The sequence below is a fragment of the Cytobacillus stercorigallinarum genome, from assembly GCF_014836495.1.
Classification (GTDB): domain Bacteria; phylum Bacillota; class Bacilli; order Bacillales; family Cytobacillaceae; genus Cytobacillus; species Cytobacillus stercorigallinarum.
On the sequence record NZ_JACSQT010000007.1, the window covers coordinates 39,376 to 65,417 of the forward strand.

27 protein-coding genes are annotated in these 26,042 nt (G+C 36.1%); 9 read left to right on the forward strand and 18 right to left on the reverse strand.

Annotated features, from left to right (window positions below; all coding sequences use genetic code 11):
• Positions 1-363: 363 nt before the first annotated feature.
• Positions 364-1,821, reverse strand: coding sequence for a SulP family inorganic anion transporter (locus H9655_RS14280; RefSeq protein WP_225230649.1), 1,458 nt, complete (start codon positions 1,819-1,821; stop codon positions 364-366).
• 189 nt (positions 1,822-2,010) lie between these two features.
• Between H9655_RS14280 and H9655_RS14285 the strand changes: the two genes are divergently transcribed.
• On the forward strand, positions 2,011-2,550 hold the full coding sequence (locus H9655_RS14285; RefSeq protein ID WP_191815157.1) for a recombinase family protein: 540 nt from the start codon (positions 2,011-2,013) through the stop codon (positions 2,548-2,550).
• A 150-nt stretch (positions 2,551-2,700) separates the two neighbouring features.
• Positions 2,701-3,027 carry a hydrolase gene (locus tag H9655_RS14290; protein WP_191815159.1) on the forward strand — a complete coding sequence of 109 codons (327 nt, stop codon included), beginning with the start codon at positions 2,701-2,703 and terminating at the stop codon, positions 3,025-3,027.
• A 39-nt stretch (positions 3,028-3,066) separates the two neighbouring features.
• Here H9655_RS14290 and H9655_RS14295 read toward each other — a convergent pair whose 3' ends face one another.
• From H9655_RS14295 to H9655_RS14305, 3 genes are read right to left on the reverse strand one after another with little or no spacing between them, the layout of a single operon-like run.
• The gene (locus tag H9655_RS14295; RefSeq protein WP_191815161.1) at positions 3,067-4,143 is read right to left on the reverse strand and encodes an LLM class flavin-dependent oxidoreductase; all 1,077 of its coding nucleotides are present in this window, start codon (positions 4,141-4,143) and stop codon (positions 3,067-3,069) included.
• Positions 4,143-5,087, reverse strand: a complete 945-nt coding sequence (locus tag H9655_RS14300) for a ring-cleaving dioxygenase (protein WP_191815163.1) — start codon at positions 5,085-5,087, stop codon at positions 4,143-4,145. Before H9655_RS14300 ends, H9655_RS14295 begins: the two co-directional genes overlap by 1 nt.
• A gap of 12 nt (positions 5,088-5,099) precedes the next feature.
• Positions 5,100-5,543: a MarR family winged helix-turn-helix transcriptional regulator gene (locus H9655_RS14305; RefSeq protein ID WP_191815165.1), complete on the reverse strand. Its 444-nt coding sequence runs from the start codon at positions 5,541-5,543 to the stop codon at positions 5,100-5,102.
• A 152-nt stretch (positions 5,544-5,695) separates the two neighbouring features.
• On the opposite strand from H9655_RS14305, the gene H9655_RS14310 reads away from it, so the two are divergent.
• The gene (locus H9655_RS14310) at positions 5,696-6,583 is read left to right on the forward strand and encodes a diacylglycerol/lipid kinase family protein (RefSeq protein ID WP_191815167.1); all 888 of its coding nucleotides are present in this window, start codon (positions 5,696-5,698) and stop codon (positions 6,581-6,583) included.
• 70 nt (positions 6,584-6,653) lie between these two features.
• On the opposite strand, the gene H9655_RS14315 is transcribed toward H9655_RS14310, so the two are convergent.
• Positions 6,654-7,250: an isochorismatase family protein gene (locus H9655_RS14315; RefSeq protein ID WP_191815169.1), complete on the reverse strand. Its 597-nt coding sequence runs from the start codon at positions 7,248-7,250 to the stop codon at positions 6,654-6,656.
• 267 nt (positions 7,251-7,517) lie between these two features.
• Here H9655_RS14315 and H9655_RS14320 point away from each other — a divergent pair, with 267 nt between their 5' ends.
• Positions 7,518-7,679, forward strand: a complete 162-nt coding sequence (locus tag H9655_RS14320) for a hypothetical protein (protein WP_191815171.1) — start codon at positions 7,518-7,520, stop codon at positions 7,677-7,679.
• A gap of 342 nt (positions 7,680-8,021) precedes the next feature.
• Here H9655_RS14320 and H9655_RS14325 read toward each other — a convergent pair whose 3' ends face one another.
• The 4 genes from H9655_RS14325 to H9655_RS14340 all read right to left on the reverse strand — a co-directional run bounded on the left by H9655_RS14325 (position 8,022) and on the right by H9655_RS14340 (position 11,762).
• On the reverse strand, positions 8,022-9,236 hold the full coding sequence (locus H9655_RS14325; protein WP_191815172.1) for a Bcr/CflA family efflux MFS transporter: 1,215 nt from the start codon (positions 9,234-9,236) through the stop codon (positions 8,022-8,024).
• Positions 9,226-9,933, reverse strand: a complete 708-nt coding sequence (locus H9655_RS14330; protein ID WP_191815173.1) for a YjjG family noncanonical pyrimidine nucleotidase — start codon at positions 9,931-9,933, stop codon at positions 9,226-9,228. The genes H9655_RS14325 and H9655_RS14330 overlap by 11 nt, the downstream gene beginning before the upstream one ends.
• 20 nt (positions 9,934-9,953) lie before the next feature.
• Entirely contained in the window at positions 9,954-10,640 is a 687-nt protein-coding gene (locus H9655_RS14335) for a Crp/Fnr family transcriptional regulator (protein ID WP_191815174.1), read from the reverse strand.
• A 225-nt stretch (positions 10,641-10,865) separates the two neighbouring features.
• Entirely contained in the window at positions 10,866-11,762 is an 897-nt protein-coding gene (locus H9655_RS14340) for an NAD(P)/FAD-dependent oxidoreductase (RefSeq protein ID WP_191815175.1), read from the reverse strand.
• 413 nt (positions 11,763-12,175) lie between these two features.
• Here H9655_RS14340 and H9655_RS14345 point away from each other — a divergent pair, with 413 nt between their 5' ends.
• Both H9655_RS14345 and H9655_RS14350 read left to right on the forward strand, forming a co-directional pair.
• Positions 12,176-14,140 (forward strand): bifunctional 2',3'-cyclic-nucleotide 2'-phosphodiesterase/3'-nucleotidase, encoded by a 1,965-nt coding sequence (locus H9655_RS14345; protein ID WP_225230650.1) that lies wholly within the window; start codon positions 12,176-12,178, stop codon positions 14,138-14,140.
• A 94-nt stretch (positions 14,141-14,234) separates the two neighbouring features.
• On the forward strand, positions 14,235-15,287 hold the full coding sequence (locus tag H9655_RS14350) for an ATP-binding protein (protein WP_191815177.1): 1,053 nt from the start codon (positions 14,235-14,237) through the stop codon (positions 15,285-15,287).
• A 41-nt stretch (positions 15,288-15,328) separates the two neighbouring features.
• Here H9655_RS14350 and H9655_RS14355 read toward each other — a convergent pair whose 3' ends face one another.
• The 5 genes from H9655_RS14355 to H9655_RS14375 form a co-directional block, all read right to left on the reverse strand.
• Positions 15,329-15,625: a MazG-like family protein gene (locus tag H9655_RS14355; protein ID WP_191815178.1), complete on the reverse strand. Its 297-nt coding sequence runs from the start codon at positions 15,623-15,625 to the stop codon at positions 15,329-15,331.
• 11 nt (positions 15,626-15,636) lie between these two features.
• On the reverse strand, positions 15,637-16,119 hold the full coding sequence (locus H9655_RS14360; RefSeq protein WP_191815179.1) for a tetratricopeptide repeat protein: 483 nt from the start codon (positions 16,117-16,119) through the stop codon (positions 15,637-15,639).
• 81 nt (positions 16,120-16,200) lie between these two features.
• Positions 16,201-17,058, reverse strand: a complete 858-nt coding sequence (locus tag H9655_RS14365) for a putative RNA methyltransferase (RefSeq protein WP_191815180.1) — start codon at positions 17,056-17,058, stop codon at positions 16,201-16,203.
• A gap of 36 nt (positions 17,059-17,094) precedes the next feature.
• Positions 17,095-17,727 carry a class I SAM-dependent methyltransferase gene (locus H9655_RS14370; RefSeq protein WP_191815181.1) on the reverse strand — a complete coding sequence of 211 codons (633 nt, stop codon included), beginning with the start codon at positions 17,725-17,727 and terminating at the stop codon, positions 17,095-17,097.
• A 434-nt stretch (positions 17,728-18,161) separates the two neighbouring features.
• Entirely contained in the window at positions 18,162-18,923 is a 762-nt protein-coding gene (locus H9655_RS14375) for an SDR family oxidoreductase (RefSeq protein WP_191815182.1), read from the reverse strand.
• Positions 18,924-19,113: 190 nt separating this feature from the next.
• Between H9655_RS14375 and H9655_RS14380 the strand changes: the two genes are divergently transcribed.
• Positions 19,114-19,719, forward strand: a complete 606-nt coding sequence (locus tag H9655_RS14380) for a TetR/AcrR family transcriptional regulator (RefSeq protein WP_225230651.1) — start codon at positions 19,114-19,116, stop codon at positions 19,717-19,719.
• A gap of 26 nt (positions 19,720-19,745) precedes the next feature.
• Here the strand turns inward: H9655_RS14380 and H9655_RS22480 are convergent, their stop codons facing one another.
• A complete protein-coding gene (locus H9655_RS22480) occupies positions 19,746-19,913 on the reverse strand; it encodes a hypothetical protein (protein WP_225230652.1) in 168 nt (55 codons plus the stop codon).
• A 625-nt stretch (positions 19,914-20,538) separates the two neighbouring features.
• The gene (gene cyoE, locus H9655_RS14390) at positions 20,539-21,459 is read right to left on the reverse strand and encodes a heme o synthase (RefSeq protein WP_225230653.1); all 921 of its coding nucleotides are present in this window, start codon (positions 21,457-21,459) and stop codon (positions 20,539-20,541) included.
• 232 nt (positions 21,460-21,691) lie between these two features.
• Between cyoE and H9655_RS14395 the strand changes: the two genes are divergently transcribed.
• Both H9655_RS14395 and H9655_RS14400 read left to right on the forward strand, forming a co-directional pair.
• Positions 21,692-21,883 carry a hypothetical protein gene (locus H9655_RS14395; RefSeq protein WP_191815185.1) on the forward strand — a complete coding sequence of 64 codons (192 nt, stop codon included), beginning with the start codon at positions 21,692-21,694 and terminating at the stop codon, positions 21,881-21,883.
• A gap of 23 nt (positions 21,884-21,906) precedes the next feature.
• Positions 21,907-23,094, forward strand: coding sequence for a cyclin family protein (locus H9655_RS14400; protein WP_191815187.1), 1,188 nt, complete (start codon positions 21,907-21,909; stop codon positions 23,092-23,094).
• Positions 23,095-23,466: 372 nt separating this feature from the next.
• Here H9655_RS14400 and H9655_RS14405 read toward each other — a convergent pair whose 3' ends face one another.
• Positions 23,467-24,579 carry an NAD(P)/FAD-dependent oxidoreductase gene (locus H9655_RS14405; protein WP_225230654.1) on the reverse strand — a complete coding sequence of 371 codons (1,113 nt, stop codon included), beginning with the start codon at positions 24,577-24,579 and terminating at the stop codon, positions 23,467-23,469.
• Positions 24,580-24,963: 384 nt separating this feature from the next.
• Positions 24,964-26,034, reverse strand: coding sequence for a threonine aldolase family protein (locus H9655_RS14410; protein ID WP_191815189.1), 1,071 nt, complete (start codon positions 26,032-26,034; stop codon positions 24,964-24,966).
• Positions 26,035-26,042 lie beyond the last annotated feature (8 nt).

The window sequence follows — 26,042 nt, forward strand, 5'->3', positions numbered from 1 at the left end:
TTCAAAATCCCTGCTAAAAAATTATAAATATTCCAACACCCGCTGCGATTGTTGAAACAGCGAGCATATCTCCTATATACCAACAAGTATAATCTCCATTATATAAGCAATTCTTAACAAAGATATAACTGAAGCAACAACTCTTCCTCGTAGCTCCTCCCTTACATTCGTCATTATACTAGTTGTATAGAGCACCTCAATCGGACTTTACCAAATATTAGCCAAAATTACCAACAATAAAAAAACTATAAAATATAGATAACAGGTCCTTCTTCAACCTCATTACCTTCTATAATTAAAAAGTTGCGAGATGGCCGGCATCTCGCAACTTTTTTATATAAATGATAGGAAGATAGCGTTTACCTAACTCTTTTGTATCTCATGTTGAAAGACAGCTAATCGCTTCACTATTTGTTCACTTTCATCGTTTAAACCCTGAACTTTAACGGAATTTCCGTTTTCTTTGAGCTTCATTATAGCTTTATCTAACGCACCAACACCTGAATCATCCCAAATATGAGCTTGAGTGAAATCAAATACAATCGTCTCTTCTTTTACGTCAAAATCTATTTTCTCTAAAAAAGCATCAACAGAGACAAAGAATATTTGACCTTGAACCTGATAATTGGTTACACACTTTGAGTGGTCGATGGACTTCGTTAGTTTCACCTTTGATATTTTCGCCGCGAAGCAGACTGCACTTAATATGACACCAGCAATAACACCTTTAGATAAGTCATGTGTATATACAACGATGCCAACTGTAACTAACATCACTAACGAATCAGATAATGGTGCCTTTTTCAAATAAGTAAAAGAAGACCAATCAAAGGTACCAATAGAGACCATAACCATAATACCTACTAACACAGGCATTGGAATCTGGACAACTACTCCTCCTAACACAAGGATCAAAAACATTAATACAAGACCAGCTACAAGTGTTGATAGACGTCCTCGGCCACCCGACTTCACATTGATAACCGATTGACCAATCATTGCACAACCTGCCATTCCCCCAAAGAAACCCGTGATAAAGTTAGCAATTCCTTGCCCTCTTGCTTCTTTATTCTTATCTCCTACAGTATCAGTCATATCGTCTACAATTTGAGTCGTTAATAACGACTCAAGCAACCCAACAATTGCCAAAGCAACAGAAAAGGGAAGTATAATCATCAACGTTTCTAGATTAAATGGTACATTGGGTATAAGGAAGCTTGGTAATGATTGTGAAATCGCCCCTAAATCCCCGACTGTTTTCATTTCGACTTGAAAAAAGATCGCGGCTGCTGAAAGGGAAACAATCGCAATGAGTGGAGCGGGTATAATCTTGATATATCTTGGTACAATATAAATGATTAAAAGAGTAATAGCTAAAAAGATGAAAGTCATATATGACTCTCCTAAAATATGAGGCACCTGCGCCATAAAGATGAGAATAGCAAGTGCATTAACAAATCCCATCATGACAGCTCGCGGGATAAATTTCATTACTTTAGCTATTTTAAATACACCGAATAAAAACTGAATCACTCCAGTTAAAATAGTTGCAGCTAATAAATAATTCAAACCATATTCTTTTACCAAAGGAACCATTAAGAGTGCCATTGCTCCAGTAGCTGCAGATATCATTCCGGGCCTTCCACCTGTAAAAGAGATGATAATAGCAATACAAACAGATGCATATAACCCTACCATTGGATCTACACCAGCAATAATAGAAAAGGCGATCGCCTCTGGGATAAGTGCAAGTGCAACGACAATGCCTGATAAAATATCTCCTCTAATATTTGAAAACCATTGTTCTTTCAATGTGATCAATCTCAAACACCTCATTCAACTCTTTTTTTAGACAATGAAAAGATTTTAACACAGATGGTTTCATAAAGGAACGTTTTTGGGATTGATTATGTCAAAGAAAGAAATTTTCAGGTGTTGTGATATGATATCTTTAATTACGTTTGCAACCATTAGTCTTAATTCATCTCAAGCAGAAAAGGAGCAATGATTATGTTCGCGGGATATTTACGACCTTTACATAATTTAGATATAGATGAGCAATACACCCACTTAAAAGATTGCGATATATACTTTCAAGAAGCACATACCTCACCAAAAAGAAGAGTGAAATTAAAGGATTTATTAAACCATTTGCAAGAAGGAGATAAAGTGATTGTCGCAAGACTGAACGTATTGGCTGATTCTACTAATCATCTCGCAGAATTATTAAATGAGTTAGATGAGCGAGAGATCTATTTCCAAGCCATACATGAAGAAATCGATACAAGTAATGAATCGGGTAAGCATTTCTTACCTATGTTAAATAAGCTTATTTCCTTTCAAAGTGACGTAATCAGTGAAAATACGAGAAGGGGATTAATAAAAGCAAAAGAACAAGGAAAATCGAGTGGAAGACCCAAAAAGCCTGATGAAAATGTTAAAAAAGCGATTGAGATGTATCAAACAAATAATTTCACTTTATTAGAAATCAAAGAACAGACAGGGATCAGTAAATCGACATTATACCGATACTTAGAACAATTAAGTTAAAAACAAATGATTCAATCTCATACTAGCTTGAATTAAGGCAAGTGAAATGAGCATTTCATCGTTTGTTTCTCGAAAGTCAGTTGAATCTCTTGTTTACCTACCTATCCAACAGGGAATAACATGACTATCCAAGGATAAGGAGAGGTTTATATGGATGGTAATAGAGAAGCTTACTTTATCAACCTTGAAAACGGTACAATACTTGACACAATGGATGGTCATGATTGGCAGTTTAGAGTATATGCAACAGGTGCTGAAATTGCTGAGCTCAACCGCTTTTTAGATGAGAACTATCATGCTGAGTTAAAAACCTTTGCTAGAGCTCAAGTTCCTTTTCTTGAGTATCATAAAAAATCGCCTAACCCCGAATATGATCAAATTTTGATGCGTCTTTATGAGATGATCTATCAATTAGGTGATCAAGAGGCGAAAAATCATATAGAAGAAATGAATATAATAGATACTGATAAGATATAAAGAGAAGCCACTTTCAATAAGGTGGCTTCTTTGCTTCTATTAATTTTCAGACGATTTTTCTACTCTTGTATACTTCTTAACTGCTGGAATTATGTCATTCCCAATGATCTCTATATTTTTCATTACATCGGCGAAAGGTACACCACCAAAATCGATTTGTGCTAAAAACCTTTGCATCCCAAATAATTCATATTGATAGAGGATTTTCTCAATAATTTGCTGCTTACTCCCAACCATTAAAGCATCCCTTACATCTGGGGCTTGTGTAAATTGCTGAATAGGGTAACCCCCTCCACCTCTTATCGCTTGAAAACCACCATTTAGATATGGATACATTCCTTCAAGCGCTTCTCTAGTTGTATCTGCAACATAAAACAAACTCGTAGTTGCAATTGGATATTGATTGGCTTGGAATCCATTCTCCTCTAACGTCTGGCGATAAGCATCTACTGATATTTTGAAATGATCTGCTGGACCACCTAATGTTGTTAATACCATTGGAATGCCCATTTTCCCTGCTTTAATGGCGCTAGCTGGTGGACCGCCAACACCTCTCCAAATAGGAAGTGAACCATTCAGAGGCCGTGGAAGCATTTCAGCATTATCTAATGACGCACGGAATCTTCCCGACCATGTCACCCTTTCTTCCTCGTTCAGTTGCTTTAATAAAGCCAACTTTTCCTCAAAGATCTCTTCATAATGAGCTAAGTCTATACCCAATAATTGATAAGCTCCTACTCTAGAACCACGACCAGCGACAATTTCAGCACGGCCACCTGAAAGCAAGTCGATTGTAGCAAAATCCTCATATACCCTAACAGGATCAGATACACTTAATACTGTTGCTGAACTGGCTAATTTTATTTTCTTCGTTGCCTGGGCAATCGCACCAAGTACAACGGTATGTGCTTGAGTTGTAAAATAAGTTTGATGGCTCTCACCTAGGCCAAACACATCAATACCTGCTTCTTCAGCTAATTGACTAGCCTCGATGATTTCATTTAGCCTCTTTTGCGCGGATATTCGATTGCCTGTTTTAGCATCTGGAATGTGATCACCCAATGAGTACAAGCCGAATTCCAAACCATTTTCTTTATTTATCCGGTATTTTTCCATTATTCATTCTCCTCTATAGACTTAAGCATTTTTTCTATTTCTTCTCGGCGTTCTTCGAGGAATGGCGGAAGATCTAAAGTTTCTCCTAAATGCACGAGGTCGGTATCAATTGTGGATCCTGGACCATCTGTCGCCATTTCAAAAAGGATACCATTAGATTCTCTAAAGTATAGGCTTTTAAAATAATAGCGATCGATTATACCATTTGTTAAATACCCTTTTTCTCTTACTCTACTTTCCCAATATTTCAGTTCCTCTTCATCTTTTACACGGATTGCTAAATGATGAACACTGCCTCGTCCCGGTCTTTCATCTGGTCCATTTTTTTTAATCACTACAATTTCACCGAACGGTTCGCCTGCTACTGATTGATAAACCGTTAATTTTTCTTCTCGATAAGAAATAGAGTAGCCAAACAGATTCACCAGCGTATCCTGCAACTTCTCAGGTCTCCTCACTGTCATTTCAACTGGGCCCATGCCCATAATTTGATGTTCCTTAGGGATATGTGATTGAGACCAACCTCTCCAAAATGACAGGCTTTGTTCAGAGACTATAAACACTAATTGCAAGCCATCGGGATCTTCAAATGATAGGCTGGGGCGTTTCGTATATTCAGAAATTTCTCCATGTTTTACTTTTAATTGCTTAAAACGTTCGGACCAAAACAATAAACTTTCATAGGATGGGACAAGTAATCCAATACGGGTAATACTATTTGTTCCTTTATGTGTTCTACCTGCCATCGGTATTTCAAAAAATGTTAATTCTGTACCAGGACTTCCGATTTCATCTCCGAAAAACAGATGATACATAGAGGGATCATCCTGATTTACAGTCATCTTAACCCGTCTTAAACCTAGTATATTTTTATAAAAGTGATTATTTTTATTCGCATCCTTTGTAATCATCGATGTATGATGATGACCTGCAATGTACGTCATTTAAACCCTCTCCTACATAATGGATTTTTTCTTCTGATCACTATTTTTTTGTAATTTTGATAATAACTGATAAAGAATCTTCTGCTCATCATGTGATAGCGATTCATCAAAAAAAGAAGTTTGAAAATGTAGTTGAGCCTCATATGCAGCAGCTAATTTAGTCTTCCCTTTTTCTGTGAGAGAAATTTTTTTTGTTTTCCATTTTACTGCTTTTATAATCAATCCCTCTTTTTCTAGTTTTGAAAGCATTCTAGATACCCCACCTTGGCTCACAGTTAATTTATCAGCTAGCTCTTGTTGCGTAATAGGTTCGTACGCTGCTATCTGTGTAAGAACATCAAATTGGGAAGCAGTTAATTGATATTTTTTTAAAAACTCATTAGATAATAAGTTACTTTGATGGGTAAATCGAGCTATCCTCATCCATAATAAAGACCCTAAAGTATGCTTTTTCATTTTAAAGTCACCTCGTTATATTTATCACTTTACCACTCAAGTGATTTATCTTCAAGTAAAATATCTCGAATTTATAGTATTTTTATTTCAAATTCATGCTACATTTTGAAATAAAACGGGAAATATGTCCATAACGAAAGGGGAAATGAACCATGAATACTGTAGCAATTATTTTAAATCCTAATGCAGGCAACAAAAAATTAATGAATCAAATGGAAGAAATTGAAACAGAATTAAAGGAAACCTTTTCCAATGTGAAAATATATCAAACAAAACAGGAGGGTGATGGCGCTAAATACGTGGAAAAACTTGCATCTTCAGTGGATTTAATTATCGGGGCTGGCGGAGATGGAACAATCTTTGAATTAGTCAACGCATTAGCACCATTACAAGAGAGACCAGCATTTGCCATCTTACCTGGGGGGACATGTAATGACTTTTCAAGAACAATTGGTATAAACCAAGAACCATTATTAGCCGCCAAACAGATTAAGGAAAAAAAGATAAAACAGATAGATATCGGTACTTTTAATCATCAATACTTTTTGAACTTCTGGGGAATTGGCTTAATTTCAAAAGTATCAGAGCAAATGGATAAGAATAGTAAAAAACTCGGTAAAATGTCTTACTATATTCAAGCATCTAAACTTATTTTTCAAAACGAAGTCTTTCACTTAAAAATCGAAAGTGATGATTCTACCTATGATGATGATGCTGTCATGGTCGTAATAGGGAATGGTTCTTTTTTAGGCGGTGTGCAATCCTTCTTTCCTCAAGCGAATATCCAAGATGGCTTACTTGATGTGTTAATTATTAAACAAGCGAGTATGCAAAATTTTTGGACGTGGTTACAATCACAAGTAAATGACGATTATCCAGATAAAAAAAATGAAGAAATCGTCTATTTTCGAACAAATTCATTAAAGATAGAAGCACAACCCATTCAAAAAATTGATTGTGACGGAGAATTAATTGACGAAACACCCTCTACAATTTCTATCTTACCTCAACATTTGACAATGTTAGTCGGTGATGTTTGACTAGGAGAGTCTGCTCTACATATATTTAGTAGGGCAGACTCTCTTGTCAACTTCAGTATGGATAAGTTTCTTACTTTGGTTGCTCTAACTCAACTGCCCACTCTTTCCTGTATTCATTGTGAGGTGGGATAAAGACCGCTTCATGACTATTTCTTACTACTGAAAAATGATCAACATTATAGTGACCATGGAGGATTTGATTATGGTGAGTAATTATTTTCTCTGCAGATAAAATTGTTGAATCAGTTGTCGAGTGGCCATCTTCAATTAAAGTAACATCAAATCCATTAACAGTAGCATATCGGACAGCTGTATCGATACAATATTCCGTTTGACATCCTGCAATAACTAGATGTTGGACATTTCTTTCTTTTAAGTAATTTAACAAACCGGTTTCGTAAAAAGCATTTGTGGCACGTTTATTAAACATGATTTTAGAAGATTTTTCGGGTACTCTAATTAAATGATGTACTTGAAAGCCATCTCCACATCCTCCGCCAACATCTAGATCCCTTACAAATATAACGTCAATATCATTTTTTTCTGCTTGAACAATGAGTAAATTTATTGTAGTAATCAGTTGCTCTTTTTGATAGACTGGCGTTTGTCCGTTTTCCCCCTCAATTAATGCTTCTTGTGCATCAATTACTAATAACACTTGATTCACTTCTACATCTTCCTCTCTATTTTTGCCTCAACTATACTCATTCCTGGTCTTATTGAATTACTCCTTCTTTACTAAAAAAATAAACGAATTCGATTAGACTCTCCTTCTTCCCTAGCAATCAGGAAATTTGCACTGTATCTAGGAAAAAAATATAGGTATAATAATAAAGGTGACAATAATGTGACGTATATAATAGACTGCCGTGCATATAATAATAGAAAGAAGGGACAACCTCTATTCATTTTTATTAAAAAGGAGTTTTCATATATGCTTGATTCAATTGAAAGACGATTAATGGAAAGAGAATTACATTTTTTGCAAAGAATGAAAAAACATATTACTAACCCACAAGATCCTAGAAATCATATTATCGATGACCATATCTCTCTATTGCAAGAAGTGATCAATACTGATCAAGTGGTCGATTAAATATAGTCGTTACCAAGTTAACTAGAATCCATAGTCTTTTTAAATATTGTCCTTTGATTGTTTGACGAAACTATCATAAGACCTATAGTTGTTTCCATTAGTCGGAAAACTCCTAATTTACTAATGTCTTTAACTCCCCATTACCTGCCCACTATTTCCCTTTATTCACATAGATGCTTAAGGTTTATACTTTGCTACATCATCTATTCTTAGTAAGAGACTTCCCTTCCTTGTTCTTCATTTCATTTGCCCATAAAGAAACTGCACCTCCATTTGTTAGATTACTACTCCAACAATAGAGATGCAGATTAATAGTTCGGATGAATGATTCATCCTATGCTTCTACACATTATTTGGTTGCTTTTCATTACGATTGGCAACAGTGTAAAAGAGAGTAAAACCAATAAAAGATGTAACGAACAAAATGGCGCCCATCGGTATCGCTGTTGATTCATTCAACCCTACTAATGGAGAAACCATCGCTCCTACCACAAGTGGAAGCATTCCTAAAATGGCACTTGCACTGCCTGCCCGATGCCCTTGAAATTCCATTGCTAATGTAAATGAGCTTGTCAAAACCATTCCCATTGAGAGCATATAAATAAAGATTGGGATGACGATTAATGCTAGCGGTCCTTTTATAATCGTCATCAAGAGTAAGAATAATGTCGACGATGCAGCGACTGTTACCGCGATTTTCAACAATTTTTTCTCTGGCACTTTTCCACCTAAACGACCTACGATGGAACTTCCTGATATAATTGCAAGACCATTTATGCCAAATAGAATACTAAATACTTGCGGGGAAACTCCATATATCCCTTGATAAACAAACGGCGTACCTGAGACATAAGCAAAACTCCCTCCATGAACGAAGCCAACGATTAAAGCATAACTAATAAAAGAACGGTCTGTACTCAAATCTGCCATTGTCTGAAACGTGGATTTTAAGGAACTTGGCCTACGCTTCTCTACCGGTAAGGATTCCTTAAGTTTTAAAAATACAATTAGAAAAATAATGAATCCAATGATTCCTAAGCTTATAAATATCCAATGCCAACTGGCAGAAGGAAAAAGCAAAATGCCTCCCCCAGCAATTGGAGCGACTAACGGAGCAACCGCATTAATGACCATCAATAGCGCAAAAAACTTCGTTAATTCTCTTCCACTAAATGTATCTCTTACAACCGCTCGCGATAAGACAACTCCCGCCGAGGCAGTAGCTCCTTGCAAAAATCTTGCAATAATAAGGGTTGTAATATTAGGGGAAACTGCACATAAAAAAGAGGCACCAGCAAAAAGAAGAATAGAAATTAAAAGTGGTTTCCTCCTTCCTTTTGCGTCACTAATCGGACCAATCACCAATTGTCCAAAAGCCAATCCAATTAAACAAGCTGTTAAACTCAATTGAACCATAGAAGCCGATGTCTCTAAGTCCGAAGCAATGCTCGGAAAGCTTGGTAAATACATATCAATATTCAACGGTCCTAATGTCGCTAGCATCCCTAAAAGTAATGCTAGTATCATTCGTTCTTTACCTTTTGGATTATGAGTCAATACACTCCCTCCCTTCTAATATAGGTAAGAGCTCAACTAATTTATTAATTTCATAAGTTGGTGTAATGTCTGTGTCATTAGCTACTTTTGCAACATTCATCCAACAAGCATCCATTCCCGCAGCAAGACCGCCTTTTATATCAGCTACTAACGAATCACCAATGATGAGTGCTTTTCCACAATTAAACTGATCTATGCGCTGGAAACAATAATCGAAGTATGACTTCATCGGCTTATGAAAACCAGTTTCTTCTGAGATAAAAATATTTTTAAAATAAGGAAACAAACCGGAATCACGTAACCTGCGATTTTGCGTTTGTGCTACACCATTCGTCATAATATAAAGTTCATATTGCGTGGAAAGTTCTTGAATAAGAGAAAGCGCACCATCTAATTGTTCATGCCCTTCAGATAAAAAATTGCGGTAACTCCGCTCCATTTTTAAGCCGTCTACTTGCTTTCCATAAAGTCGGAAGAACTCGGTAAATCTTGTATTTAAAAGTTCCTCTTTGCCAATCTCTCCCCGTTCATGCGCATGCCATAACCCTTTATTATAGCGATGATAATCCCCTCTTAACTCATCAGTTAACATGATATTTTCTTGCGCAAACAAACGCTCTAATGCCCTTTTTTCCGTATGCCTAAAATCTAATAATGTGTCGTCCACATCAAAAAATAAATATTGATACTTTTTCATATATAGCCTCTCCTGTTGTGTCATTCATATAGGGACGAACCAGCCATTTCCCTCAGGCCCTCCCAATCTTTAATCTGAATCCATTTATCTTTTCTTTCAACTAAACCAAGTTCATTAAATTGTTGAATCACTCGATTTAAGTGGCGATAGCTCGTTCCAATGAGATTAGCAGTATCTTTTAAATTTTTTGTACTATGCACACCTGTCACTAATGAGTGTTCCTCATCAAATGAATGCGATAATAAATAGCTAGCTAGTCTGACTTCTACTGGATAGAGCACATTTAATTTTAAAAAATTTGATTTTGCATTAAATTTATCCGTAATAACCTTAAGCATAAACATGAGAAACGGGGAATATTGTTCGCAATGTTTGCGGATAAATTTGTAAGGGATTTTTATCACTGTTACTGAAGATACCGCTTCAACTGTATTGATAATATCAATGTTTTGGATATATTCAATATCACCAATCAACTCAATCGGTGTTTGAAATGAAAGGACAAGTGTTTTTCCTTCTACAGATGTCGTAAATACCTTTGCTTTTCCTTTCACTACGATGTACAAAGTCTTCGCCGGTTCCCCTTGTCTACAAAGCTGCTCACCCTTTTCTACAGTATGCAAACTCAAATGAGGATACAGCCTTTCGGGTAACACCTCATGCAGATTATATTTATCCATATAAAACTGAATGTCCACTCTACTCATGTACAACACCTATTTCCTCTTCATTTCTTTTCTTATTTAAAGATAACAAACATTTTTTGAAAAGGACATATGTCCCAATAATTCGTACTTTAGTAAAAAAATTAGTAAATGATTTGTCGGAGGGGAAAGATCATTGTTTCTTTATGAAGCACTTGTGGGGGGAGATATAAGTAGGGGAACATGAACTTACTTATATTAGCGAACTAGTCAAATTATATAACACTACTAAAAATCCTCATTTGCCAAATCACCTGAAACTGTTATAGCAGTACGCGAACCATCTCCAACAGCAATCGCTACTTGAGAAGGAGAAATAAATGCAGCGTCACCAGTCGCATACACACCAAATATAGTCGTCCGATTATGTATATCACGAACCACTCTACCATTTACATCTTTCTTGCAGCCTAATCCATATAAAATGGTCCCATTATGTTCCCATCTTGGACTGACAAAAAGCGAATCAACTTTTTCTGTTCTACCATTTGTGAAAATAATGGTGGAAAGACTCCCCGTTTCTCCAACTAATTCCTTAATCGGATAATCTATGACAAGGATATCTTTACTTAGTAACTGGTCTCTTATCCTCCTGTCTATTGAGAAACCATTTGTACATACTAATATTTGTTTTGTTATTTGATGAATAAGTTTGATTAAATGAAATGACCCAAGATGATCATATAAAACTGCAATTTTTTTACCTCTCTGCTCCCAACCATCACAATAAAAACAATTATGCACACTTTTTCCATACAAAGGTGCCAACCCATTAATCTGAGGTAGTCTTTCTCTAATCCCTGTTGAAACTACGATTTTTCTTCCTTCGTATACTTCTTTATCTAACGTTACAATAACGAAAGATTGGTCATTTTTTCTTGCATGGATGACTTCATGATTTTTTATTGTAACAGAAGGGTAATGGATGATTTCCTCATAAGCTAACTGTCTAAACTGTTCTACTTCTATGCCATCACGTGTCAAAAAGCCATGTGAATAAGTGGTAAATCGATTCCTCGGACGATGATGGTCAAGTAACAGTACCGTTCTATTTGCTCGACCTAATACTAAAGCGGCACTTAACCCCGCAGGCCCACCGCCGATAATGATACAATCATACAACATGCTCGTCCAACCCCCCTGTATATCGTTGAGTAAAAGCTACTTTACCATCCTATGCAATGGCATTTTAAAATATCCTCTCCTTTTACTTAGAATCCTATTTTCAATCGAACATCGTTAATATAATAAATAAACTTCATTCCCTCAAAAAAAAATCTAAGTAATCATGATGAGGTGATAAAAGAAAACGAAGAAAACATTTGAACTATTTTTTTGGAAATACTCATGATAAAAGTCCCCCATTATTCATCATCCTTGCTCTTCCTAGTTTCTCTAAGGAAAATCTTCGACAAAAACCCTTCTTTTCTCCTCTATCAAAAAAAATAGAAAATAGTTACTATTATGTTGAAAAATAGATTGTTTACTGAGGTGTGAAGTAAAGATTAAAAAATCAATACAGAGGAGTTGCGATGATTTTGATAAGGAAAATTACTTTTTTATGTCTTGCTTTTATCCTTGTGATTTCTTCTTTACCAGGAATTTCTTATGCAGAGTCAGCAGAAACGAATCATTTTCCAAATCCTTTTAAAAGCAAAGTAAATATTCGCTTATTGGGGACGACTGATATCCACACCCACCTTTCCAACTATGATTATTATCAAGACAAAGAAGTGGCGGATTTCGGATTAGCCAAAACAGCCACTTTAATCAAAGAAGCAAGGGCGGAGGAGAGAAATAGCTTTCTTTTCGACAATGGTGATCTGATTCAAGGGAATCCACTAGGGGATTATAAAGCAAAGATCAATCCAATCAAACCCGGAGAATTACACCCAGTATTCCAAGCTATGAAGCTTCTAGATTATGATGCTGCCACTGTAGGGAATCATGAATTTAATTACGGATTATCATTTCTAAATGAGGTATTAAATGATGCCCCCTTCCCTTATGTTAATAGTAATGTCTATCACGTAAAAAAAGGAAAAGGGAAAGAAAAGCAATATTTCCAGCCATACAAAATCATTAGAAAAATAGTTAGAGATGAGAGAGGATTTCCTCACTTATTAAATATCGGGGTAACTGGTGTCGTGACACCACAAATAACTGAATGGGATAGAGCGAATTTAGAAGGGAAAGTTTATACGAAAGATATTGTCCAATCTGTTAAAGAAACCATTCCTAAAATGAAAAGAGCGGGTGCTGATCTAGTGATTGTCCTCGCACATTCTGGCATGGGGACGGAAAATTATACAGAGATGGATGAAGATGCTACATATGCGCTAACAAAAGTAAAAGGAATCGATGCTATTATCTCTGGTCATAACCATAAGCTCTTTCCAGGAGACTTTTCAGACTTACCGGGAATAAATGAAGAGGAGGGGACAATTAATGGTGTACCCGTTGTGATGCCTGGAAACTGGGGGAATCATTTAGGCGTCATTGATTTATCGCTTACCACCTCCTTTGGGCAATGGAAGGTAAACAAAGCACAGTCAGAATTGCGGAGCGTTTATGATGCAGATGACGAAACCAATGTAGTTGCCGATCCAGACATACTAGATGCTATCCAAGATGCTCATGAACAAACTTTAGAATATGTGAGACAACCTGTTGGCAATACGACTGCCAATATTCATAGTTACTTTGCATTAGTAAAAGATGATCCTTCCATTCAAATTGTTACCAATGCACAGAAATGGTATTTAGAAAAACAACTAGCTGGTACACCAGAAGAAGGTACTCCGATTTTATCTGCTGGAGCCCCTTTTAAAGCTGGTGGACGTAACGGAGCAAATTATTATACTTATATACCTGAAGGAACTATAGCGATTAAGAATGTCGCTGATTTATATTTGTATCCAAATACGGTTGCAGCTATTAAAGTAACTGGTGCTGATATAAAAGAATGGTTAGAAATGTCGGCTGGTCAGTTTAATCAAATCCTACTTGGCGAGGAACAAACACAACCTTTAATAAATGATCAATTCCCAACATATAACTTTGATGTGATAGACGGAGTCACTTATGAAATTGATGTAACAGAGCCTGCCAAATATGATACTGAAGGAAAGTTAATTAATGCAAATGCGAATAGAATCAAAGATTTAAGCTATAAAGGTGCACCAATTGATCTTGAGCAAAATTTTATTGTTGCGACTAATAATTATCGCGCAAGTGGGCAGTTCCCAGGTGTAAGAAACCAACAATCAGTTACTATGTATCCAGATGAAAACAGACAAGTAATCATTGATTACATTCTTGAGCAAGGCACCATCGATCCTACTGCAGATAATAACTGGACATTCACGTCTGTTTTAAATACACCAAACATTCAATTTGAGTCGGCAATAGCGGCTAAAGATTTACTTATTGAAAATAGTCCGATTCAATATATTGGACCAAGTAATAATGGATTTGGACTTTACACCATCACATTAGAATAATAGAGAAGTATTGATTTAATAAAGAGGCTTTGTGTACACCTCATAGCCTCTTTCATTTAACTCACAATAATGAAGAGGAGCGATTTTACATCAGATGACTACGACAAAGAACTTTTCTATCTTTCCCGAAGAGAATCGATTAAATAATCTTCACCTCCACCAGATACTCCTAAACATCTCTGATGGCTGCTATTATTTAAACCAAGATATGCAACTATTATTTATTAATCGTTCGGCAGAAAATATGTTAAATATAGTAAAAGATGAAATACTAGGCCGAAATATTTGTGAGGCTATCCCAGATTTATGTAATAAAGTTCGTAAACAGTTATATCAATCATACAAAAAGCAAAAAGGCATTAACTTTAACCTCTCATACACAAATGAAAAATATTTTAAAGTGAAAACAATACCCGATACAACAGGCCTTCTAGTTATTATGCAGGATATAACAGAGACGACGAAAGAAGATGATAGAAAAGCTTACTATGAAAAATTACGGTTGATTGGGGAAATGGCAGCTGGTGTCGCCCATGAAGTGCGTAATCCACTAACAACTGTGAAAGGCTTTCTTCAGTTAGTAGAAAAAAATGAAGACTTACTAAAATATCAAGAAATTTTCCTATTAATGATTAATGAGATTGATCGCATAAATACTATTATTAGTGAATTTCTCGATATGGCTAAGAATAAGCCTAGGCGAAAAGAGAAGGAGCACCTCAACGAAATCATTCAATCGATCTATCCATTGCTAGAGACGAGAGCACTTAAAGAAAATAAAAAAATCCATCTTCATTTACACCCTTTACCACTATTAAATTTAGATCAAAACGAAATGCGACAGTTAATCATAAATATGGTAAATAATTCTTTAGATGCAATGAAAGCGAAAGCATCTATACATATTCGTACATACTTAGATCGTGGTCAAGTCGTATTATCTATAACAGACGAAGGTACAGGAATTGCCCCTGAAGTAATGAATAAGATCTCTACCCCCTTTTTTACAACAAAAGAAAAGGGAACGGGTCTCGGGCTAGCCATCTCGTTCACCATTGCCAAAAGAAACAATGCTACTATTGAATTTACTACAGACTCATCTGGGACAACCTTTTACATTCGTTTCACGATTCAAGAGCATTACTAATTATTTAAAGGGGTTGATATCGAATCATTCAACCACTTTTTTTATTCCCAAGTTCTGTTGCGATTCATTTCACTCTTTTGTGCAAAGGCTTTCTCTAAATCTATATCTAATTTATTCGCAAGCTCGCACACATTCCATACAACATCATATAGTTCTAAACCTAGGCGTTCTTTCACCACTTCCTTATCCTCTTCCCATGAAAGTGATAGAACTTCCTTTGCCACTTCACCTACCTCCGTCACGAGAAAGAGGGCACGAGCCTCTACGGTGTTTTTATCAAAGCCTTTTTCCTTACTAAATTGCCCAACCTCTTTTTGTAACTCTGCTATATTACTCATCTGACGCATACCTACTCCCATGTTTTATTCAATTGCTCGCGATAAAAATGAATCGCACCTTGATAAGCAGTAACTGACTCATCCCTTGAAGTATTAGCCAATAATCTCAACAAATGGTTCATCGCTAATTCATGTTCCTCTAAGTTATATAAAGTCATTGCTAAAAATGCCACTAGTGCACCGTTATCGGGAAATAAATTAATTCCTTCCACTAATACCGCTTTAGATTTTTCATATTCCCCTAACGTTCTAAGTGTACTTCCTAAACCAATATAAGCCCCATCCAATCCCTCTTTTAGTCCCTTTTGAATGGCTTTTTCATAAAGGGACACAGCCTTTCTTTCTTCACCGAGCAAGTCATAACTCCAAGCACTTTGGTATAAAAGATTTGCATCATCGGGGAAAGATTCCAACATTTTTAAAAATCGCTGATTAGATAGCAACAATTCACCTTGTTTTCTTAACCTTAGCGCTTCCATTATCTCTTCTTGCATATTTGCCACCCCTATTTATTACAACACTATTCAGAATATTAAACAAATCCAGGGGTTTATAGCCATTTCCCCCAGCTTCATTTATTTTAATCTACCGACGATTACTTCAAGGTCAACCGTAATTTCATTATGATCCCCTTCAATAAACAACTTCTTCGTATTTTCTTGTCCACTCCAAGTGAGGGGTGTCATTTTCACAAGTTGTTTCTTCTCTTCACTACTAAGTTCTACAGTGTAATGCAAACTGTTTTGACTTATCACATGAAAATGTTCTTTAAACAATTGTAGTATCTCTTGATTATCATAGTGATTATTTTTGGATAATGCACTTCTTAACTCAAATAAATAATAAGGACGAGGCACAACCTTAATTACGATGCCATCCTTTCGTAACACCCTTTTAAACTCCTGATAATTAGAAGGCGATAGAATATTTAATAGCACATCGATGGAGTGATCGGTGACTGGTAGATTCGCCAAATCCCCAACAAGCCATATCCACTCATCATCATTGCCCGCTGCCATTTTAACTGCTTCTTTTGCAATATCTAATCCGACACCTACATACTTTTGCTTAGTTAAATTTAGCTTTTCTACGATCATATGTAAATGCGAGCCTTCACCGCAACCAGCATCAGCAATCGTCTTTCCTTGACTAAGCTCCTGTATATGCGCAATTATTAACTGTTGTAACGGATTGTATAGTTTTGTTTTTGTAATGATTTGTTTTCTTGCTTCAAATAGCTCCTTATCATAATGACTGTTTACTTTATGAGTCAGGAGATTAATATAGCCTTGCTTTGTAATATCAAAACTATGGCGATGGCTACAAATTAGTCGACTATTGTCTTCCACCTGCAAAACTTCCTTACAAATAGGACATCGTAATGGTGATTGCAAACGTGTGATTTGCTCAATTCTCTTCTGCTTTTTATTCATGTTTCATTCCTTTCTCACTTAAGGGGGGGCATCTAGTTATGGTCGAATTAATAATACGCCTCCACAATGAGAGATTTGCTTATAATCTACTTTAAACTTTAATGCTACTAATTCTTCCTTTAGTTCCTCATAGACGGTATAAAATTCACTATGATCCCAATCTTTTTCACTTCTGTTCTTACATTGATCATGCGCACTTCTTGTTTCAAAGGCAATATCTCCAATAATAATTGCCCCTCCTTCATGCAACGAAAAGGATAGTTGTTGAATCCATTCGACTTTTTTCTTATCTGTTATATGATGAAGTGCATAGGTAGAGATAATGGCATGAAATTTTTGCTTCTTATATTCGGGTGGAAGACCCTCTTCAATATTTCTTTGAAAAAGATAAGCGTTTGGCATTTTTTCCTGTGCAATGGCTATCATTTCTTTTGAAAAATCAATGCCATAGATGATATGGCCGTCATCGTACAATCGTTTTGTTAACGTCCCCGTGCCAAAGCCTACATCTAAAATGGTTGATGTTGGATGATGTCCTGCCATATGATATACAAGATTGATTACATCCTGATAACCAGCAAAAGGATAAGCCTCTTTTTCCTCAGATCGTTTTACGGATTGATCATAATCCTTTGCCCATTCATCGAACCCTCTATGATTTAATACCAATTCACATTCCCCCGTACCTCTATTTTTTTATCATCTGTACATTGTTATATTCAATGATTATTTTCTGTTTCATCTCGAACACTTCTCTCCAATTTGATTATTTTTAGTTTATCACAAGCAATGTAAGCATTGGGATACACTGTGATAAATTTGTAATTATTGCATTTCAGGTAGAAACTTAGCCACCTTATATACTCCTTCTCCTAAAAGCGGTGAAACAAAGCCATAAAACATACAGATTATTGTTCATATACACATATGATTTGAAAAAGTATGCAGTTGTTTGAGTACACAGCACCATTTAAAGAAGGTCACTCAATAAACAATCACACAAGAAATAGAAACGTTAGAATGGGAAATGTGAACAATAAAAAACCCAAACAAGTTGAGTTTGGGTTTCATTTACATATAGCACAGCAAGTTTAAAGCGTAGATTAAAATGCTGCTGTCCAACCAGCGTCAGCTGTAATAACCGTACCATTCACGAAGCTCGATTCATCAGAAGCTAAGAATAAAGCCACTTTCGCAATTTCTTCCGGTGTACCGACACGTGGCATAACCGCTGATGCTAATTGAGTACGGCTCATACCAAATTCATTCGGCTGTTTTAATGCAGCCGCAATATTTGTAGCCACCCCACCAGGAGCAATAGCATTACAACGGATTCCTTCTTTTGCATACATAAAACCAGTGTTTTTTGTTAAGCCCACAACTGCATGTTTAGATGCTCCATAGGCTGCACCAGCATGCGCACCGTTTAAACCACCTGTTGAAGCTGTGTTTACAATCACGCCTTTCCCTTTTTCAAGGAAAATCGGAATGGCTTTACGCATAGCTCGCATTACACCTTTTGTATTGATATCAAAGATCAGATCCCATTTTTCATCTGTAATATCTCCTACAGGTTCCATTGCATCCATAATACCTGCATTATTCACTAAAATATCTAATGTACCGTATTCTGCTACAGCAGCATCAATCATTCCTTCAACTTCATCTAATTTAGCAATATTTACGCCAAGAGCTAGGGCTTGTCCCCCACTAGATTTAATCGCATCAACTACCGCTTCTACACCTGCTTTATTTAAGTCGACAGCAACCACTTTTGCACCTTCTTTTGCGTATAACTCCGCAATTGCTTTTCCCATACCAGATGCTGCACCTGTTACAATGGCTACTTGATCTTTTAGTTTCATAGAAAATTTACCCCTTTCATTTATGCACTTTCATTAAAGCGCTATCAAAATAGTTTGTACTCTTTCAGTTTAATCTTCTATAATTTAAGTAACAATATGCAAAACAGATAGCATTTGTTCAAAAATAAATACATTGGGTATCACTTGTATATTAATAAAAGTTAATCAACAAAGGGAAGGTGAATTGTTGATGAAAAATGACCGAAGAATTCATAAATCAAAAAAAGGGCTAAAAGATGCTCTTATTACTTTAATGGCTGAAAAAGAGTTTAAAAAAATCACAGTGACTGACCTTGTACAAAAAGCGGATTTAAATCGCGGCACCTTTTATAAACATTTTCAGACGAAAGAAGAATTATTAGAAGAATTAACCAATGATATACTAGATGATCTTATTCGGAGCTATCGTGAACCTTATATCGGTATTGGAGAATTACATATTAAAGATTTAACCACATCAAGTGTAAAGATTTTTGAACATGTATATCAATACGAAAGTTTCTATTCCGTAATGATTCATTCCCACGCACTCTCTGGATTTCAAGATAAGATTATTTCCGTTTTAACACAGCTTTCTCAAGAAGAAATTGGCTTTGATCACATCCCAAACGCCATTAACCATAAATTAATAACAAACTATCATGTATATGGCCTCTACGGACTCATTATTTCCTGGGTAAAAGGAGGCTTTAAATATAGTCCGACTCATATGGCCGAACAATTGATTGAAATGCTTAACTACAGCTCTAAGCTACCAATCGTTAATATTAAACAGAAGGAAGCAAGAAAACCTTAAAAACATTAGGAAGGCAGGACGCTATTTTACTTATGCCAATAACCATGTACTGATGAATAAAATTCAATTCGCTCACCAGAAGGATCCGGTAGCATCTGATCTACAAATAATGGTAAACGAAAACAACTCGGCGACTTGACACTGCTTTTAGTCGCCTCCTCGTCAGGTATCCAATCAAATTTCACTCCCGCCATGGATTTTTGACGCGGTTCTTGCCTTTTCCTATCAATTTTTTCTCCCGAGACGAATTTTTGACGCGGTTCTTGCCTTTTCCTATCAAATTTTTCTCCCGCCACGAATTTCTGATGCGGTTCTTACCTTTTCCTATCAATTTTTTCTCCCGCCACGGATTTTTGACGCGGTTCTTACCTTTTCCTATCAAATTTTATCCTCACCACGAATTTTTGACGCGGTTCTTACCTTTTCCTATCAAATTTTTCTCCCGCAACGAATTTTTGATGCGGTTCTTACCTTTTCCTATCAAATTTCACTCCCGCCATGGATTTTTGACGCGGTTCTTACCTTTTCCTATCAAATTTTACCCTCACCACGAATTTTTGACGCGGTTCTTGCCTTTTCCTATCAAATATTTCTCCCGAGACGAATTTTTGACGCGGTTCTTGCCTTTTCCTATCAATTTTTATCCTCGCCACGAGTTTTTGATGCGTTACCCCTCTATTCTGATCATCATCACATGCACTTAATGCGAACTGGCAAGAACGAACATCGAACTGGCAACTGCCCAACTTGCTCACCAAATAAAAAAAACTCGAACACTGTATTGTTCGAGTTCAAATGATGCTAAGATCGCATACTTAATTACTTCAAATTAAAAATAATTCCTACTAAAGAATAAATGATTACTGTTGAAAAAAGGACTGTCATATGGATAAGTGAATAGGCGAATAAAGCGTTTGCCCATTTCTTCGGATCCATCTTCTTATAACCATAGATACTAAGAATTAACCAGCCAATACCAAGCAACAATGATACAAGTGTTAACCCTGGGCTTAATGGCCAGAATAAAAAGCTTGTTAAAATTAACAAAACAAGATAGACGTTTGTTTGTAAATAGGTGCGACGAATTCCTTTTACAACAGGTAACATCGGAACATTAGCCGCTTTATAGTCATCATGTTTACGTATTGCAATCGCATAAAAATGTGGCATTTGCCAAATAACTTGAATAACGAACAAGCCTAATATTGCCGGATGTAAAATATCTGGATGAATGGCAGCCCATCCAATTAAAGGCGGCATCGCTCCTGAGATACTCCCAACTTCCGTATTATAAATGGTTCTTCTTTTTGTCCACATAGTATAAGGAACAACATAAAAAAACCAACCTAAAAAACCAAGCAATCCTGCTAGCGGAGTTGCTAATGATAACAAAACAATACCTACTAACCCCATTACTGTCGCTAGAATTAACACTGACTTAGTAGAGATATCACCTGTAACTGTTGGTCTAGTCTTCGTCCGCTCCATAATAGAGTCAATATCTCTATCATAAACATTATTAAAAGCACCGGCAGAACCGATAATAAAAATAGAACCAAATAAGGCAAATAATATTTCTGGTATCTTGTCTAAAATACCATAATCATACGTATATAAGGCGAGCGTTAACCCTGCGAACATTGGAAACAAATTGGATTTAATAATCCCTGTTTTAATGGTTGCAGCTAGAATTTTAGTAATTGGTTGACGCTTTTCGAGTTGCTGCATTGAATTATTCATGCTAATACCTTTCTCCATAACAAGAGGAACTTTCCCTTCCATAAGAAATTTCAATTATATTGTAACACTAAAAAAGTATTTATAACTTTTTAAGGAAACCTTTTCACAATATCTTCAAAAAGAAGTGACAAACTATAGCTATAAAAATACAACCTCTTCCATTATAATCATAAGAAAGACATTTGACTAGATACCCTTGGTTATTGAGTAAGTATGAGAAAAGGAGAGTCCTATGACTGTATTATACGGCATTATTATCTTTTTACTCATTGCTGCTATTGTTGGTACCTTGTTATTAACAAGTCGCAGTGATGACAATTACCGATCTTCTACAAAGAAAAACAGTAGAAATCTTTCACTTATATATATTATCCTGATTATCCTTTCTATTATTGCACTAGGTTTATATATTATCATTTACTAATACTTCTGATGAAGGAGATTATTATGATCAACCAACAATTAACTGAAGTGACTACCATTCATACAATGCTCCCAAACTATTGGCCACACTTTATCGCTTCACCTTATGCCTATTATAATCATGAGTCTATTTATTTATATCATCATCCACAATTTAACGGTCAAGAAGTCATTTTACCATGGAACAATCAATTTACGGGCTGTACCTCGATTATTTTCGAAAATGAAGCAACAGCCATTGTCGATATAAACATCCTTAATAAAGAAGAAGTATACGCCACGCTTATTCATGAACTTTTTCATTGCCACCAATATCATAAGAAAGAAACGCGTTTTCCCAATGAGTTAACAGGAATGGCTTATCCTCTTGAAAGAGAAAATATTCAATGGAGAATCCAGGAACGAGAGTGGCTTAACCAGGCATTACGTATGAAGGACATCAATAAACAAAGAGAAGCGATTCAAGCCTTCATCTATTGGAGAGGAAAAAGAGAAGAGCAGTACAATGAGTTTGTTCAATATGAAAACCTTATTGAAACAATTGAAGGGCCAGCGTTTTTTATCGAATACCACGCATACAAAGATATCGTTAATCAACCAGATGAACGGGTACTTGAGCGTTATTTAAAGTCATTAACAGACTACTCTATTATGACAAATAAAATAAGACATAGTTGCTATCCCTCGGGTTTAGCTATTTGTTTATTACTCGAGACATTCTCTCCAAAATGGAAAGAAGAATTATTCGACCATCAACTAACTCTTTATGAAGTCTTAAAACAAGAATTTGAATCATTAGCTAAAGCACCAAAGAGAATGCATCTGGCATATTCCTTAGATAATCTTATTCATGAAGCTGAAATAAGTAAAGAACGTGAAATTAGCCATTTTAAAGAAACAAACGGCTTGCTTTTTACGCTGATAGGCCAAGGAAAGATCCAACAATTTGATCCTATGAATATTATAAAATTACATAAAAACTTCTTACATAAAAACGGTATGACCATACGTCTTCAAGAACAGTCGATATACTTTTCAAAACCTGTGTTAGCCCTAACAGAAAATGGCTTAAGTGATGTGACACAGCTACAATTTTTCATTGACCACCCTCCAGAACAGACAATAGATGGCATTTCTATAGATGGAATTGGCCATTTTCTGGGAGAGCTTAAGCAAATCGGGGATAATTTTCAATTTATATTAAGTAAATAATGTATTAAAAATGAATAAATCATTTGAGGGATATTCTTCTCCATATCGTTTACGTATCTGTCTTTCGCTCAGTTTTTTTGCGCGTTTTTCTTTCCGAATGACGCGCTAATTTTTGTCTACCCGGATTCCTTCCTCTTTTTTAGCTACAATTCTTCTTAAGTGACGCACAAATCCGTTTAACATTCTCACTCAACCAATATGCACTTACAAGAAAGCCCGATGACATTGAGAGTATTTCAAACGAAAATTCTATTCATACACTTATGCCATTTTTCGTAAAACCTGATCTTTTCTTTTGTTATAAATCACAAACTTCCACATTATCCAAAAATAATTGCCTTGGTATCAATGACCAAGACAAATTAGCATCCATTATCTGAGTGGATTATAAGGAGTAAGATCGAATGGTAAAGTATGATCCAAAGCGATTTCACTAGCTACCACCCCTATGTAAGGGCCCATTGTTATCCCCGACGGCCCCAAGCCTGTTGCTATCGTTACATTATGATAGCCTTCCAGTTTACCTAATAACGGAAGAGTATCGGGTCCCATGGGTCGAAAACCTACTCGCATCTCGGAAACTGAACTATTTTCTAATGCTGCCATCTCCAATCCTGCATCAATTACTTCTTTCACACCTCCTGCTGTCAATCGATAATCAAACCCCGAATCAGTTTCTCTCGTTGCACCTACCACGATTCTTTGATCATCAAAGGCTAGCATATAATAACTAGAATCCGGAATAACAACTGGCCAGTCTGAAGTATCGTACTCCTTTACACCGAAATGAATAATTTGTCCACGTTGCGGTTTAATCGTAATAGAATGATCAAGGGGTGAAAGCAACTCATTTGTCCATGCGCCAGTTGTTACAATGATTTGATCACCAGCATATAATTCCCCATTTACCTCCGCACCTACTACATGCCCATTCTTTAAAGTAAGACTTGCTTTACCTTCTACAAATTGAGCCCCATGTAAGGAAGCTGCTCTTTGCATCGCTTGACAAAGTAAATGCGCATCCACCCTAGCTCCCCCACTCACATAGAGTGCTTGATATTCTTTATTCAATAGCGGGAATAAAGCCCGTGCTTCCTCTCCTGATAAGCGCTTAATATCACCTACCTCAGGCGTACCCGCTTCCCGTTTGGACATTGCCTCCGCTTGAGACTGATTGATCCCCTCATCGTCTTTGCTTATCGCCAACGCACCAACCTGTTTATATCCTATATCCGACTCACCATCATTTTTTAATTCCTTAATGAGCTCTCCATAATACAAAGCCCCCCTGCGAGCCAATGTATACCAATCTGGATGTTTATGATGAGTAATCCATGGACAAACAATGCCAGCTCCAGCAGCAGATGCCCTACCTTCATGGTTCGCATCAATTACTGTAACATCGATGCCGTTTCTACTTAGATGATAAGCAGCACTCGCTCCAACTATACCTGATCCGATAATGATCACCTTAATTGTTAACATCTCCTTATAATCAAACTGTGATATTTGCCGTTTTTTTATGAACGGCACCCTTTTTTTGAGAAGATTCTTTATGTATACATATATTAATATAAAGGGTACTGAAAGAGGTCCATTACAAATTTATAAAAGGAGGAATGTCCATTGATATCTTTTAAAGTTTTACTTATCCTTCTCATCTTTTTATTTTCGATCTTGATAAGCTTACTTTTTAGAAAACTCGCCTTTCAGTACATTGATAGCATTGCCTTTCTTCTCATATCTATCTCCTCTTGCATTTCTATATTTTTCCTAAAAGGGAGTCATCAATATTTCTTCCTAATAGCCTGTATAAGCAGCTTTTTGCTTTCCTGTATTTATTTTTTTCTCTCATTCTATGAATAATAATTATCTATTCTGTTTGATCGTTAAAAACATTTTTTCTATTACTGTTTCTGGTATAACCGTTACTGCATCGCCAAAACTAATTTCTGCAAAATAATCGTTATCTTTCTTTTGAATGCTAGCTGTGATACCCACACCACATTCCTCATAAACCAATTTCAACAATTGTTCTATTTCCTCTATGCCTTGTTCAAAATAAAGATGGAACATATTTGATTGAGGAACTTTTGGTTTTGTATACAACCCATTTATTTGGTTAAATCTCTCAGCGAAATATCGTGATATTTCATAATATCGCTTCATTTTATTTTTTCTTTTTTCATAATAATAGTCTGCTGGAATGATATAAGGATAAAGACTAATAAGATCTCCACCGAACCTTCTTTTCCAAATCTTCGCTTCTTCAATAAAGGACTCGTCACCTGCTAAGATTGCACCAGCTATCCCACCTACACCTTTATAAAAAGAAAGATAGACACTGTCAAATAATGCACTTACTTCTGCGGCGCTCTTTTCATAATAAGGCAGCACTTCTAATAATCTCGCACCATCTAGATGTAATTTAATATTATTTTTGCGGCAATGATTTACCATTTGCTGAAGTTCTGAAAGTGGCGGTACCACCCCGCCTATTTCTCTTTGCGGCAACTCTAATAACAAAGCAGCGAACGAATCATCTAAATGGCAAATATCTTCATAACCTACAGGTCTATTTGCTTCACTGACGAATGTTACATCAAATTGATGAAGGATCCTAGGTCCATCTTGTTCATGAATTTCTAGGTGACATAATGGATGATAGGCAATTTTTTTTGATTGTTTTTTATCACTCCAAATTCTAAGTGCAATTTGTTGTGCCATTGTTCCACTTGGAAAGAAGACTGCTTTTTCTTTGCCTAATAATGTCGCCATCTTCTTTTCAAATGCTGCAATTATTTGGCCTTCGCCGTAAATATCACTTGTAACATCTTCTGGCACATGGCGGAAGGCTTCTTTAAGTACTTCCACTTGGCGCACTCCATGACCGCTTAAAGTGTACAGTGATTTTTGATAAATATCTTGCAAAAGTGTCAAAGGGAGCG

Excerpts from the sequence above, each read along its gene's own strand:
- H9655_RS14375 (WP_191815182.1), bottom strand. The coding sequence starts at position 18,923 with ATGAAACTAAAAGATCAAGTAGCCATTGTAACAGGTGCAGCATCTGGT.
- H9655_RS14310 (WP_191815167.1), top strand. The coding sequence starts at position 5,696 with ATGAATACTGTAGCAATTATTTTAAATCCTAATGCAGGCAACAAAAAA.
- H9655_RS14380 (WP_225230651.1), top strand. The coding sequence starts at position 19,114 with ATGAAAAATGACCGAAGAATTCATAAATCAAAAAAAGGGCTAAAAGAT.
- H9655_RS14395 (WP_191815185.1), top strand. The coding sequence starts at position 21,692 with ATGACTGTATTATACGGCATTATTATCTTTTTACTCATTGCTGCTATT.
- H9655_RS14300 (WP_191815163.1), bottom strand. The coding sequence starts at position 5,087 with ATGACGTACATTGCAGGTCATCATCATACATCGATGATTACAAAGGAT.
- H9655_RS14360 (WP_191815179.1), bottom strand. The coding sequence starts at position 16,119 with ATGCAAGAAGAGATAATGGAAGCGCTAAGGTTAAGAAAACAAGGTGAA.
- H9655_RS22480 (WP_225230652.1), bottom strand. The coding sequence starts at position 19,913 with ATGGCGGGAGTGAAATTTGATTGGATACCTGACGAGGAGGCGACTAAA.
- cyoE (WP_225230653.1), bottom strand. The coding sequence starts at position 21,459 with ATGAATAATTCAATGCAGCAACTCGAAAAGCGTCAACCAATTACTAAA.
- H9655_RS14330 (WP_191815173.1), bottom strand. The coding sequence starts at position 9,933 with ATGAAAAAGTATCAATATTTATTTTTTGATGTGGACGACACATTATTA.
- H9655_RS14295 (WP_191815161.1), bottom strand. The coding sequence starts at position 4,143 with ATGGAAAAATACCGGATAAATAAAGAAAATGGTTTGGAATTCGGCTTG.
- H9655_RS14350 (WP_191815177.1), top strand. The coding sequence starts at position 14,235 with ATGACTACGACAAAGAACTTTTCTATCTTTCCCGAAGAGAATCGATTA.
- H9655_RS14365 (WP_191815180.1), bottom strand. The coding sequence starts at position 17,058 with ATGAATAAAAAGCAGAAGAGAATTGAGCAAATCACACGTTTGCAATCA.
- H9655_RS14290 (WP_191815159.1), top strand. The coding sequence starts at position 2,701 with ATGGATGGTAATAGAGAAGCTTACTTTATCAACCTTGAAAACGGTACA.
- H9655_RS14405 (WP_225230654.1), bottom strand. The coding sequence starts at position 24,579 with ATGTTAACAATTAAGGTGATCATTATCGGATCAGGTATAGTTGGAGCG.
- H9655_RS14285 (WP_191815157.1), top strand. The coding sequence starts at position 2,011 with ATGTTCGCGGGATATTTACGACCTTTACATAATTTAGATATAGATGAG.
- H9655_RS14400 (WP_191815187.1), top strand. The coding sequence starts at position 21,907 with ATGATCAACCAACAATTAACTGAAGTGACTACCATTCATACAATGCTC.
- H9655_RS14355 (WP_191815178.1), bottom strand. The coding sequence starts at position 15,625 with ATGAGTAATATAGCAGAGTTACAAAAAGAGGTTGGGCAATTTAGTAAG.
- H9655_RS14340 (WP_191815175.1), bottom strand. The coding sequence starts at position 11,762 with ATGTTGTATGATTGTATCATTATCGGCGGTGGGCCTGCGGGGTTAAGT.
- H9655_RS14320 (WP_191815171.1), top strand. The coding sequence starts at position 7,518 with ATGCTTGATTCAATTGAAAGACGATTAATGGAAAGAGAATTACATTTT.
- H9655_RS14335 (WP_191815174.1), bottom strand. The coding sequence starts at position 10,640 with ATGAGTAGAGTGGACATTCAGTTTTATATGGATAAATATAATCTGCAT.
- H9655_RS14305 (WP_191815165.1), bottom strand. The coding sequence starts at position 5,543 with ATGAAAAAGCATACTTTAGGGTCTTTATTATGGATGAGGATAGCTCGA.